11 protein-coding genes are annotated in these 12,344 nt (G+C 63.8%); 6 read left to right on the forward strand and 5 right to left on the reverse strand.

The features are described from left to right. Window positions 1–3: 3 nt before the first annotated feature. Together JKP78_RS13700 and JKP78_RS13705 are read right to left on the reverse strand one after the other, a co-directional pair. Window positions 4–1,227, reverse strand: a complete 1,224-nt coding sequence (locus tag JKP78_RS13700) for a class I SAM-dependent methyltransferase (RefSeq protein WP_186685220.1) — start codon at window positions 1,225–1,227, stop codon at window positions 4–6. A 186-nt stretch (window positions 1,228–1,413) separates the two neighbouring features. Then, entirely contained in the window at window positions 1,414–2,031 is a 618-nt protein-coding gene (locus tag JKP78_RS13705; RefSeq protein WP_200626818.1) for a TPM domain-containing protein, read from the reverse strand. Between the two features lie 187 nt (window positions 2,032–2,218). On the opposite strand from JKP78_RS13705, the gene bglX reads away from it, so the two are divergent. The 4 genes from bglX (at window position 2,219) to JKP78_RS13725 (ending at window position 9,338) form a co-directional block, all read left to right on the forward strand. Beyond that, window positions 2,219–4,510: a beta-glucosidase BglX gene (bglX, locus tag JKP78_RS13710; protein WP_200626819.1), complete on the forward strand. Its 2,292-nt coding sequence runs from the start codon at window positions 2,219–2,221 to the stop codon at window positions 4,508–4,510. A 145-nt stretch (window positions 4,511–4,655) separates the two neighbouring features. Continuing rightward, window positions 4,656–6,413 carry an ATP-binding protein gene (locus JKP78_RS13715; protein ID WP_186685223.1) on the forward strand — a complete coding sequence of 586 codons (1,758 nt, stop codon included), beginning with the start codon at window positions 4,656–4,658 and terminating at the stop codon, window positions 6,411–6,413. Beyond that, window positions 6,407–7,741: a sigma-54-dependent transcriptional regulator gene (locus JKP78_RS13720; RefSeq protein WP_200626820.1), complete on the forward strand. Its 1,335-nt coding sequence runs from the start codon at window positions 6,407–6,409 to the stop codon at window positions 7,739–7,741. The genes JKP78_RS13715 and JKP78_RS13720 overlap by 7 nt, the downstream gene beginning before the upstream one ends. Window positions 7,742–8,018: 277 nt before the next feature. Then, entirely contained in the window at window positions 8,019–9,338 is a 1,320-nt protein-coding gene (locus tag JKP78_RS13725) for an MFS transporter (protein ID WP_200626821.1), read from the forward strand. A 93-nt stretch (window positions 9,339–9,431) separates the two neighbouring features. Here the strand turns inward: JKP78_RS13725 and JKP78_RS13730 are convergent, their stop codons facing one another. Continuing rightward, window positions 9,432–10,184, reverse strand: a complete 753-nt coding sequence (locus JKP78_RS13730; protein ID WP_186685227.1) for a COG4705 family protein — start codon at window positions 10,182–10,184, stop codon at window positions 9,432–9,434. Window positions 10,185–10,527: 343 nt separating this feature from the next. Between JKP78_RS13730 and JKP78_RS13735 the strand changes: the two genes are divergently transcribed. Together JKP78_RS13735 and JKP78_RS13740 are read left to right on the forward strand one after the other, a co-directional pair. Next, on the forward strand, window positions 10,528–10,932 hold the full coding sequence (locus JKP78_RS13735; protein WP_186685229.1) for a heme utilization protein: 405 nt from the start codon (window positions 10,528–10,530) through the stop codon (window positions 10,930–10,932). A 119-nt stretch (window positions 10,933–11,051) separates the two neighbouring features. Beyond that, a complete protein-coding gene (locus JKP78_RS13740) occupies window positions 11,052–11,657 on the forward strand; it encodes a flavin reductase family protein (protein ID WP_186685231.1) in 606 nt (201 codons plus the stop codon). Here JKP78_RS13740 and JKP78_RS13745 read toward each other — a convergent pair whose 3' ends face one another. Further along, entirely contained in the window at window positions 11,658–11,891 is a 234-nt protein-coding gene (locus JKP78_RS13745) for a hypothetical protein (protein WP_186685232.1), read from the reverse strand. It abuts the gene before it with no gap. Between the two features lie 101 nt (window positions 11,892–11,992). Continuing rightward, window positions 11,993–12,286, reverse strand: coding sequence for a putative quinol monooxygenase (locus JKP78_RS13750; RefSeq protein WP_186685233.1), 294 nt, complete (start codon window positions 12,284–12,286; stop codon window positions 11,993–11,995). Window positions 12,287–12,344 lie beyond the last annotated feature (58 nt).

Consider the following 12,344-nt stretch of genomic DNA (forward strand, 5'->3'; position numbering starts at 1 on the left):
GGGTCATGCCCCAGGCAGCAAACCGTCCGCCCGCAACAATGTCTCCAGGCAATGCTCTTGCACCCCATAGAACGCCTTGAGCTGCGCGATCTTTTCCAGCAATGCCGTGTTGTCTCCAACCTGTCGCCGTTTCACCGCAAGAATCATCTTGTTCTTGTTGGTGTGCTCCAGCGAGATGAACTCGAATACCTTGGTCTCGTAACCGCAGGCTTCCAGGTACAGCGCGCGCAGGCTGTCGGTGAGCATTTCGGCCTGCTGGCCCAGGTGCAGGCCGTACTGCAGCATCGGTTGCAACAACCCCGGGCTGTGCAGCTGCGGGCGGATCTGCTTGTGGCAGCACGGCGAGCACATGATGATCGCGGCGTTGCAGCGGATGCCGGTGTGGATGGCGTAGTCGGTGGCAATGTCGCAGGCATGCAGGGCGATCATCACTTCGATGGCCGCCGGCACCACGCTGCGTACATCGCCACACTGGAACACCAGGCCCGGGTGTGCCAGGCGCGAGGCCGCGGCGTTGCACAGGTCGACCATGTCCTGGCGCAGTTCGACGCCGGTAACCTCGGCATCGCGGCCCAGGCTGTTGCGCAGGTAATCGTGCATGGCGAAGGTCAGGTAGCCCTTGCCCGAACCGAAATCGGCCACCCGCAACGCCTGCTGCGCCGTTACCGGGGCGCCGGCCAGGGCGTGGTCGAACACCTCGATGAACTTGTTGATCTGCTTCCACTTGCGCGACATCGACGGGATCAGCGCGCCTTGCGCATCGGTCACGCCCAGATCGCGCAGGAACGGTCGCGACAGCTCCAGGTAGCGTTTTTTCTCACGATCATGGCCGCTGCTGTCGGCCGCCTCGCGCGGTGCCTGGGCGCCGTGGCGCTGCAGCATGGGCTTGCCCTTCTTGCTGAAGGTCAGCTGCACTTCGCCGTCGGCGTCGAACAAGTGGGCGTTGCGGAAGCTGCCCGGCAACAGTTCGGCAACCAGTGCCTGGGCCTGCTCCAGCGCCAGGTTACGGGTGATGTCGCGGGTCTGGTGGCGATAGACCAGCGACAGGCACGCCTGGCCCTTGACCTGCAGCGGCTTGGCAATGATCCGTTGCAAGGTCTGGTCGGCACCGACATGCCGCGCCAGCACCAGCTTGACCAAGGTATTGCCCTGCAGGGCGGTGTTCAGCAGGTCGAGAAACTGGGCGCGGGCATCCGGCGCGGCGGGGGCGGAAGAACGGGCGGACATAGGAAAGCGGTGCCTCGGATAGCGGGAAGCGCAGGGCGCAATCTGCGCATTCTACAGGGGGGCGCCGATCCTGTGGGAGCGGGCTTGCCCGCGAATAGCGGCAGAGCCGCTGCCATGCACCGCGTTGCCGGCTTCGCGGCGCGCCCGCCCCCACGGTGAAGACGCGGTCGGCCGGCAGACTGCCAATCAGTCGAGGATCACCAGGCGGTTGGGCAACTCGTTACGCGCATGGGTAGGCGGCACATGTTCGCTGAGCAGCTCGCCGCATGCCTCGATGCACTCGACAAAGCCCTGCAAGGTCCGACCCTGGCGCACCTGCTCGGCAAGCCGGGCGACGATGACCGCGCGGGCCCTGGCATCCAGGCAGTGCTCGATACCGCGGTCGACCAGGATCTCGACATGCCGCTCCGCCTCGCAGACGAAGATCAGCACCCCGGTGGCGCCAGCCGTACGCTGCAGGTTCTGTTCGCGAAACTGCTGCCGGGCCAGGCGCGACGCGCGCCAGCGGCGCAGCGCTCGCGGGATCAGCCAGGCGGCCAGGCGCGGCTGGCGCAGCAGCAGGCACAAGCCGACAAACAACAACACATTGGCCACCAGCAAGCCGCGCCCACCGGGCCAGCCCAGCAGCCAATGCAACAGGCCCGGCACCAGCAGTGCCAGCAGCGCAGCGCAGAACAACGGCCAGTAGGCGTAGTCGTCGGCACGCCGGGCCAGCACCGTGACCAGCTCGGCATCGGTGCGCTGCTCGGCGCGGGCAATGGCTTCGGCAACCTGGCGCTGGTGGTATTCGTCGAGGGGGGTCATGCCGTCGGTCTCTTTAGCGTTCTTATAGTTGTTTTCCCGGCATTCGGGGCTTCGTCCGCTGGCGACAGATTCAGGCATAATCCGCCGCAGGAAGAAAAGCCCGCAAATCGTACAACAATAGCCGCCTGAAAACTTCGGCCGCGCGCGTATCACCGTCGATACGGCAGAGGCCCCAAAAATGGAATTGATGATGAAACTGTCTTTGCTGGGCCTGGCCATGGGCCTGGCCAGCCAGGCGGCCCTCGCCGCCCCCTCCGCTCCGCCCCTGCAGGACAAGCAGGCGTTCATCGACCATCTGATCAGCCAGATGACCGAAGCCGAGAAAATCGGCCAGCTGCGCCTGATCAGCATCGGCCCGGAGATGCCCAAGGACAAGATCCGCGAGGAAATTGCCGCCGGCCGCATCGGTGGTACCTTCAACTCGCGCACCGCGCCCGAGAACCGCCCGATGCAGGACGCGGCGATGCGCAGCCGGCTGAAGATCCCGATGTTCTTCGCCTACGACACCGTGCATGGCGAACGCACGATTTTCCCGATCGGCCTGGGCATGGCCGCGACCTGGGACATGGACGCCGTGGCCAAGGTCGGTCGTACTGCCGCCATCGAAGCGGCGGCCGACGCCCTGGACATGACCTTCGCACCGATGGTCGACATCGCCCGCGACCCGCGCTGGGGCCGCACCAGTGAAGGCTTTGGCGAAGACACCTACCTGACCTCGAAGATCGGCCAGGTGATGGTCCGCTCGTTCCAGGGCAGCAGCCCGGCCAACCCCGACAGCATCATGGCCATCGTCAAGCACTTCGCCCTGTACGGCGCGGTGGAAGGCGGGCGCGACTACAACACGGTCGATATGAGCCTGCCGAAGATGTACAACGATTACCTGCCGCCCTACCGCGCCGCGCTGGACGCCGGTGCCGGCGGGGTGATGGTGGCGCTGAACTCGATCAACGGCGTGCCGGCCACCTCCAACACCTGGCTGATGAATGACCTGCTGCGCAAGGAGTGGGGCTTCAAGGGTGTCACCATCAGCGACCACGGCGCCATCCAGGAGCTGATCCGCCACGGCGTCGCCCGCGACGGTCGCGAAGCCGCCAAGCTGGCGATCAAGGCCGGCATCGACATGAGCATGAACGACACCCTGTACGGCGAAGAGCTGCCAGGCTTGCTGAAGACCGGCGAAGTGACCCAGCGCGAGCTGGATCAGGCAGTGCGCGAAGTGCTGGGCGCCAAGTACGACATGGGTCTGTTCAAGGACCCATACGTGCGCATCGGCAAGGCCGAAACCGACCTCAAGGACTATTACGGCAACGACCGCCTGCACCGCGAAGCCGCGCGTGACGTGGCGCGGCGCAGCCTGGTATTGCTGGAAAACCACAACCAGACCCTGCCGCTGAAAAAGGCCGGCACCATTGCCTTGGTCGGCCCATTGGCCGATGCGCCGATCGACATGATGGGCAGTTGGGCAGCCGACGGCAAACCGATGCACTCGGTGACCGTGCGCGAAGGCCTGCGCCGCGCCGTCGAGGGCAAGGCCAAGCTGGTTTACGCCAAGGGTTCCAACGTCACCGGCAACAAGGCGATGTTCGATTACCTGAACTTCCTCAACTTCGATGCCCCCGAGATCGTCGACGACCCGCGCCCGCCTGCGGTGCTGATCGACGAGGCGGTGAGGGCGGCGCAGCAGTCCGACGTGGTGGTGGCAGTGGTCGGCGAATCCCGCGGTATGTCCCACGAGTCGTCGAGCCGCACTACCCTGGAAATCCCGGCCAGCCAGCGTGAGCTGATCAAGGCCCTGAAAGCTACCGGCAAACCGCTGGTGCTGGTGCTGATGAACGGCCGCCCGCTGTCGATCAGCTGGGAGCGCGAGCAAGCCGATGCCATTCTCGAAACCTGGTTCGCCGGTACCGAAGGTGGCAATGCGATCGCCGACGTGCTGTTCGGCGACTACAACCCGTCCGGCAAGCTGGCCATCACCTTCCCGCGCTCGGTCGGGCAGATCCCGATGTACTACAACCACACCCGCATCGGTCGCCCCTTCACCCCGGGCAAACCAGGCAACTACACCTCGCAGTACTTCGAGGAACCCAACGGCCCGCTGTATCCGTTCGGTTACGGCCTGAGCTACAGCAGCTTCGAGCTGTCGGGCCTGAAGCTGTCGAGCAAGGACCTCAAGCGTGGCGACACGCTGCAGGCCCAGGTGACGGTGAAGAACACCGGCAAGGTGGCCGGCGAGACCGTGGTGCAGCTGTACCTGCAGGATGTGTCGGCGTCGATGAGCCGGCCGGTCAAGGAGCTGAAGAACTTCCAGAAACTCATGCTCAAGCCGGGTGAGTCGCGCACCTTGAGCTTCCGCATCAGCGAGGAAGACCTGAAGTTCTACAATGGCCAGCTGCAGCGGCTGGCCGAACCGGGCGAGTTCAATGTCCAGGTGGGCCTGGACTCCCAGGCGGTACAGCAGCAGAGTTTTGAACTGCTGTAACTGAAGGCTGCCTGTGCCGGCCTTCCAGCGGGTAAAACGCTCCCACGGGTTCACTGCAAACTGACAGGCTGTGCAGCTCCAGTGGGAGCGGCTTCACCCGCGAAGAAGCCGGCCCCGATGTCCCAATCAACCGGATCCGCCTCCCATGCCGTTTTCCTTTCGCGCCCTGCGTCTGGGGCTGATCACCCTGCTGATCGTGCTGGGCACCGCCCTCAGCGCCGGCTGGGCCATGCACCAGGCCAAGCGCCAGGCCATGGCAGACGATGCGCGGCGCGCCAGCCAGCAGCTGGGCTTGTACGCCAATACGCTGCACACCCTGATTGACCGTTACCGCGCCCTGCCCGCCGTGCTGGCGCTGGACCCGGAGCTGATCGCCGCCCTGCAGGGCCCGGTCAGCGAAGCGCTGCAAAATGCCCTGAACCGCAAGCTCGAGCGCATCAACGGCGCAGCCAATTCCTCGACCCTCGAGCTGCTCGACCGCAACGGCCTGGCCATTGCCGCCAGCAACTGGCGCCTGCCCAGCAGCTACGTGGGCTCCAACTATGGCTTCCGGCCCTATTTCAAGCAGGCGCGCAGCCAAGGCAGTGGCCGCTTCTATGCCGTCGGGGTAACCAGCGGGGTACCAGGCTATTTCCTCGCCAGTGCCGTGAACGACGAGCACGGCCAGTTTCTCGGCGCGATGGTGGTGAAACTGGAGTTTCCCGAACTGGAACGCGAGTGGCGCCAGGGCAGCGACATCCTGCTGGTCAGCGACGCCCGCGGCATCACCTTCATCGCCAACCAGGATGGCTGGCGCTACCGCGAGCTGCAACCGCTCAGTGGCGCCGACCGCGCCGAACTGGCGGAAACCCGTCAATACGACAAGCACCCGCTGGTGCCGCTACAGCACGAGGTGCTGACCCGCTTTGCCGAAAACAGCACGCTCAGCCGTGTGCACGGCCCGGCCGGCACTGGCGAATACCTGTGGGAAAGCCTGCCGCTGGGCAGTGAAGCCTGGACCTTGCACCTGCTGCGCAAGCCGCAGGTCGTGGCCGACGGCCGTAATGCGGCCCTGGCCGCCGCTGCCGTGTGGCTGAGCCTGGTGTTCGCCGCACTGTTCCTCAGCCAGCGCCTGCGCCTGGCCCGCCTGCGCCAGCGCAGCCGCGAAGAGCTCAAGCGCCAGGTCGAGGAACGCACCCGCGAACTGCGCACGGCCCAGGAGGGCCTGGTACAGTCGGCCAAGCTGGCCGCGCTGGGGCAGATGTCGGCGGCCATGGCCCACGAGATCAACCAGCCGCTGACCACCCAGCGCATGCAACTGGAAACCCTGCGCCTGCTGCTTGATCAGGGCCGCTACGACGAAGCGCGCCAGGCCTTGGAGCCATTGGAGCAGATGCTCACGCGCATGGCCGCGCTCACCGGCCACCTGAAAACCTTCGCCCGCAACAGCCCGGTCGGCCTGCGCGAGCGCCTCGACCTGGCCACCGTGGTAGACCAGGCCCTGCACCTGCTGGAAGCGCGCATACGCAGCGAAGCGGTGGAAGTGGCGCTGTACCTGGCACGCCCGGCCTGGGTACGCGGTGATGCCATTCGCCTGGAGCAGGTGCTGATCAACCTGCTGCGCAATGCGCTCGACGCCATGGCCGACAAGCGCTACAAACGCCTGGAGATCCGCATCGAACCCGACGGCCAGCTATGGCGCCTGAGCGTGCTGGATTCGGGGGGGGGCATTGACCAGGCCAACCTGGCCAAGGTGTTCGACCCGTTCTTCACCACCAAGCCGGTAGGCGAAGGCCTGGGGCTGGGCCTGGCCATTTCCTATGGCATCGTGCATGAAGCCGGTGGCCAGCTGCAGGCCGAAAACCTGCCCGGCGGCGCACGCCTCAGCCTTACCCTGCCCCGTGACCTGGAGCCTGTATGTTGAATTCGGTGATCGTTGTCGATGATGAAGCCAGTATCCGTACTGCGGTCGAGCAATGGCTGAGCCTGTCCGGCTTCAGCGTGCAGCTGTTCTCCCGCGCCGAAGAGTGCCTGGCCCACCTGCCCCGGCATTTTCCCGGGGTAATCATCAGCGACGTGCGCATGCCTGGCATGGATGGCCTGCAACTGCTCGAACGTCTGCAAACGGACGACCCCGACCTGCCGGTGATCCTCCTGACCGGGCATGGCGACGTGCCTATGGCAGTGGAAGCCATGCGCAGCGGCGCCTACGATTTCCTGGAAAAACCCTTTACCCCGCAGCACCTGCTGGGCAGCCTGCGCCGGGCCCTGGAGAAGCGCCAACTGGTGCTGGAAAACCGCAAGCTGCACCATCAGGCCGACCTCAAGTCTCGCCTGGAAGGTACGCTGCTTGGGATGTCCCAGGGCCTGCAACAGCTGCGTCGGCAAGTGCTGGACCTGGCCAGCCTGCCGGTGAATGTGCTGATCCGTGGCGAAACCGGCAGCGGCAAGGAACGTGTAGCCCGCTGCCTGCACGATTTTGGCCCGCGCGCGGGCAAACCGTTCGTCGCCCTCAACTGCGCGGCCATCCCCGAATCGCTGTTCGAGGCCGAGCTGTTCGGCCATGAGAGCGGCGCCTTCACCGGCGCCCAGGGCAAACGCATCGGCAAGCTGGAATATGCCAACGGTGGCACGGTGTTCCTCGACGAAATCGAGAGCATGCCACTGGCACAACAGGCCAAGCTGTTGCGGGTGATCCAGGAACAGAAGCTGGAGCGGCTGGGGGCCAACCAGAGCATTGCCGTCGACCTGCGCATCATTGCCGCGACCAAGCCCGACCTGCTCGAAGAAGCCCGCGCCGGGCGTTTTCGTGAAGACCTCGCCTATCGCTTGAACGTGGCCGAGCTGCGCCTGGCGCCGTTGCGTGAACGGCGTGAGGATATTCCGCTGCTGTTCGAGCACTTTGCCCGCGCGGCCGCAGAAAAGATCGGCCGTGCGGCACTGCCCCTGTCGGGAAGCCAACTGGCACAGCTGCTGGTGCATGATTGGCCGGGCAACGTGCGCGAACTGGCCAACGCGGCGGAACGCCACGCCCTGGGGCTGGGCTCGCCAGACCTCGAGGAGGCACCCGCCGGGCAGTCACTGAGCGGGCAGATGGAGGCGTTCGAGGCGCAATGCCTGCGGGCGGCGCTGCGCCAGCATGGGGGCGAAATCAAGGCGGTGATGGAAGCCTTGCAACTGCCTCGGCGCACGCTTAACGAGAAAATGCAGCGGCACGGGTTGGTCCGCGAGGACTTTGTCGGGCGGGAATGAGCGGAAATCCGCCTATCAGGCGCAGTGAGTAAGCAAAAAACCGCTCACCGGGAGGTTTCTGGGGGCTGTGTCGCAGCCCTTCGCGGGCACGCCCGCTTCCATAGAGAAAATACGCGCCCTCAAGCGTGACGCAGTCCCTGTGGGAGCGGGCGTGCCCGCGAAGGGCGCCAGGCGCCCCCATCTGGAACATGGCGCACCTGTTTGGCACACCTTCTGCAATTGCCTGTGCAAGCTGCGCCTCGGCGCGCTCCACAAAAACAACGAGAAGGTATCCCTGATGGATAACGCCACCACCCTGCCCACCGGGGCGGCCACTGCGCCCGCCGCGGAAAAAACCACCGCCAGCCGCCTGAAGTCGATCTTCAGCGGGTCCATCGGCAACATGGTCGAATGGTACGACTGGTACGTCTACGCAGCATTCTCGCTGTACTTCGCCAAAGCCTTCTTCCCGGCCGGCGACTCCACCGCACAACTGCTCAACACCGCCGCGATCTTCGCCGTGGGCTTCCTCATGCGCCCGATCGGTGGCTGGCTGATGGGCCTGTACGCCGACCGCAAAGGCCGCAAGGCCGCGCTGATGGCCTCGGTGCTGCTGATGTGCGCCGGCTCCCTGGTCATCGCCCTGACCCCGGGCTACGAAACCATCGGCGTTGCCGCGCCGATCCTGCTGGTCATCGCCCGCCTGATGCAGGGCCTGTCGGTGGGCGGTGAATACGGCACCTCGGCGACCTACCTCAGCGAAATGGCCAGCAAGGACCGCCGTGGCTTCTTCTCCAGCTTCCAGTATGTGACGCTGATCTCCGGCCAGCTGATTGCCCTGGCGGTACTGATCGTCCTGCAACAGACCCTGACCACCGAGCAGCTGTATGCCTGGGGCTGGCGCGTACCCTTCGTGATTGGTGCGCTGTGCGCCGTGGTGGCCCTGTACCTGCGTCGCGGCATGGAAGAAACCGCCTCCTTCACCAAGAAGGAAAAGGCCAAGGAAAGCCTGATGCGCACCCTGCTGCGTCATCCCAAGGAACTGCTGACCGTGGTCGGCCTGACCATGGGCGGCACCTTGGCGTTCTACACCTACACCACCTACATGCAGAAGTACCTGGTCAACACCGTGGGCATGAGCATCAGCGACTCGACCACCATCTCGGCCGCCACGCTGTTCCTGTTCATGTGCCTGCAGCCGGTAATCGGTGGCCTGTCCGACAAGATCGGCCGTCGTCCGATCCTGATCGCCTTCGGGGTACTCGGTACCCTGTTCACCGTACCGATCCTCAGCACCCTGCACACCATCCAGACCTGGTGGGGCGCGTTCTTCCTGATCATGGCCGCGCTGATCATCGTCAGCGGCTACACCTCGATCAACGCCGTAGTCAAGGCCGAGCTGTTCCCCACCGAAATCCGCGCCCTGGGCGTGGGCCTGCCGTACGCCCTGACCGTGTCGATCTTCGGCGGCACTGCCGAGTACGTGGCCCTGTGGTTCAAGAGCATTGGCATGGAAAGCGGCTTCTACTGGTATGTCACCGCCTGCATCGCCTGCTCGCTGCTGGTATACGCAACCATGAAGGACACCAAGCAGCACTCGCGGATTACTACCGAGTAACCGTGTGAGGGTACCGAAATGAACAAGGGCGCACCGTTTTCGGGGCGCCCTTTTCATTGGGTCATTCAATACGCAGCTCTAGCCCCCAACCGGTCAGGACATCTCCAATGCCGGACGCGGTTCACGGCGCTGGTACCAGGTGGCCATCAGCACCAGTATCAGCAACACCCCGCCCAACACCGCCGAAGAACCGACTGTGCCGAAGCCGAGGCCGCCCTTTGCAGGCGATTTGGTGAGGAAATCACCGAGCGTTGCACCGAACGGACGAGTGAGCACGAACGCCACCCAGAACAGCAGCACACCGGGGATGCGCGTCCAGTAGCGGGCCACCACCACCAGGGCGATAGTGCAGCCAATCAGCAAAGCGCCGCCGGCAAAGCCTAACCCCGAGTCGTCTGCCAGGTAATCGCCCAAGGCAGTGCCCAGGGTGTTGGAAAACAGTATTGCCACCCAGTAGAACAGCTCGCCCGCACGGTTCTTGATGCGCGTGACATCCAGCGGGTTGCCACTCAGGCGCCAGGCCAGGAAGGTCAGTAGCAAAATGCCGATGAGCAGGGCCGAACCCGCGGCATAGCCCAGGCCCAGGGTGCGGTCCATGAAGTCGGACATGGTGGTACCGGCGGTACTGGTGGAGAGGATCACCAACCAGTACAGCATCGGGTGGTAGCGGCGCGAGTAAAGCTGGCCGAGCAAAGTCAGCATGAACACGCTGATCAGCAGCAGCGAGCTGAGTGCATAGCCGATGTTCAGCGTCATCGACAGCAAGTCACCCGCAGTTTCCCCAAGCGTGGTAGCGCAGATCTTCATGACCCAGAAGGCCAAGGTGATTTGCGGAAGTTTGTTCATTATTGTGCCGCTCCTTATGAAATGCGGCGATGGTGCTGAGCAGCGTCTGAAAAATAGGTTGGTGATAAATGAAAAATGCGTTCATCGGTCATTCATGACTTATTTTTCATTCTTAACACCCTATTAATTCCTCCCCTCCAAGCTGCAATGGCTGGTAATCGATTGCGTGTGTGAAACAGGGGATCTCGGGCAGCACCACGCCAGGGATCAGCGATAGACGCATACAAATACATCGAAAAAATAGATTCTTAAGCGCTATTTTTTGCGCTTTTTAATCTAATTAATCGGCGTAGTATCAAACCCATAGAAACAAACAACCTTCAAACCCACTGGAGCAACGACCATGAAAAACAAACTGATCCTGACCCTGGCCCTCTCGGTTTTCGCTGCTGGTGCTTTCGCTGAAGATGGCTACAGCCGCACCAAGGCCAACACCTTCACAGCGGTACAGAGCCAAGCCGCTACCTACGCTGAAGATGGTTTCGACCGCACTGGCAGCCAACGCTTCGCCGAAGACGGCTACGACCGTACCGGTGGCCAGCGCTTCGCCGAAGATGGCTTCGACCGCACCGGTAGCCAGCGCTTCGCCGAAGATGGCTACGACCGCACCGGTGGCCAGCGCTTCGCCGAAGACGGCTTCGACCGCACCGGTGGCCAGCGCTTCGCTGAAGATGGTTTCGACCGCACCGGTGGCCAGCGCTTCGCTGAAGATGGTTTCGACCGCACCGACGCCCACCGCATCAGCTGATCTACTGATGCGCGCTACCAGCCCGGCTTTGGCCGGGCTTGATCATTTGCAGGCGGACACAGGCTTGGCACACTAGGCGTCTTGTCCACCAGGAGGTAGGGCCTGCAAGCCCAGCACCGATGTACTACTACGAACCTGCCAAAGGCCACGGCCTGCCCCACGACCCATTCAACGCCATCGTCGGCCCCCGCCCTATCGGCTGGATCTCTTCACAGGACCGCGAAGGCCGCCTGAACCTGGCGCCCTACAGCTTTTTCAACGCCTTCAACTACATTCCACCGATCATCGGTTTCTGCAGCGTCGGGCGCAAAGACAGCCTGAACAACATCGAGCAGACCGGCGAATTCGTCTGGAACCTGGCCACCCGCCCGTTGGCCGCGCAAATGAACCAGAGCTGTGCGCCGGTTGCCGCCGAGGTCAACGAATTCGAATTGAGCGGCCTCACCGCCACGCAGTCGCGCATCGTCAGCGTGCCTCGGGTCGGCGAAACGCCGGTGGCCTTCGAGTGCAAGGTCAGCCAGATCGTCCAGCTCAAGCGGGCCGACCAGGAACTGGTGCCCAGCTGGCTGATCCTCGGTGAAGTGGTGGCGGTGCACATTGCCGAGCACCTGTTGAACAACGGCATCTACGATACCGCTGCCGCCGAACCGATCCTGCGTGGCGGTGGCCCGGCGGACTATTTCGAACTGGGCAACCTGTTCAAGATGGCCCGGCCACCGGCCTGATCACCAGATCAGTTCGCCTTCATCGCTGACGCCCTGCAGGCGTTGCAGCTCGGCCGTGGCCGCTTCGTCGGCGGCCACGGCACCCTTGAACACCTGGCCGTCGAGCACCTTGTGAAAGCGCGGCGCGCCGCCTATGCCCAGGGCCTTGACCGCAATGGCAGCGTTGTAACCGCCGCCTTCCACCGGGACCATCGCCGAAACTGCTTCGAAATGCGGGAATTCTCTACGTGCCATGTTGCTATCCGACTGGTTTATCGAGGGCCGGCATTCTACCTTATTCGCTTGTACGGCCCCATCGCCGGCAAGCCGGCAATAGGGCCACTACAAGCGACACCTCATTCAAAGGTATGCAGGTCAAGGCTGCTGACTACCTGAGCCTGTACCAGCTCACCAAACACCTCCAGCGTCGGCGAAGCAAAGTACCCGCTCATTGCCTGCTGGTCCTGCCAGCTCCCACTGAGCAGCCACAGGTCGGTATCGGCCTGCGACCGCTGGACGGTGAAACTCAGGCAACCCGGTGCCCGCAGCGAGGGTTCGAGCAGGTCACGCAGGCGTGCGCCCAGTTCTGCCGAGCGCCCGCTGCTGGCACGGATGAAAGCAAGGTGGGTGACCGGTCGTGTCGGGGTCATTGCACAATCTCCTTGAAGCAGGCGGACGGAAAAGCCAGGCTGCCAAGGTTAGGCGCTG

The sequence above is a fragment of the Pseudomonas sp. LAM2023 genome (genome assembly GCF_016620375.1).
GTDB lineage: Bacteria > Pseudomonadota > Gammaproteobacteria > Pseudomonadales > Pseudomonadaceae > Aquipseudomonas > Aquipseudomonas anuradhapurensis.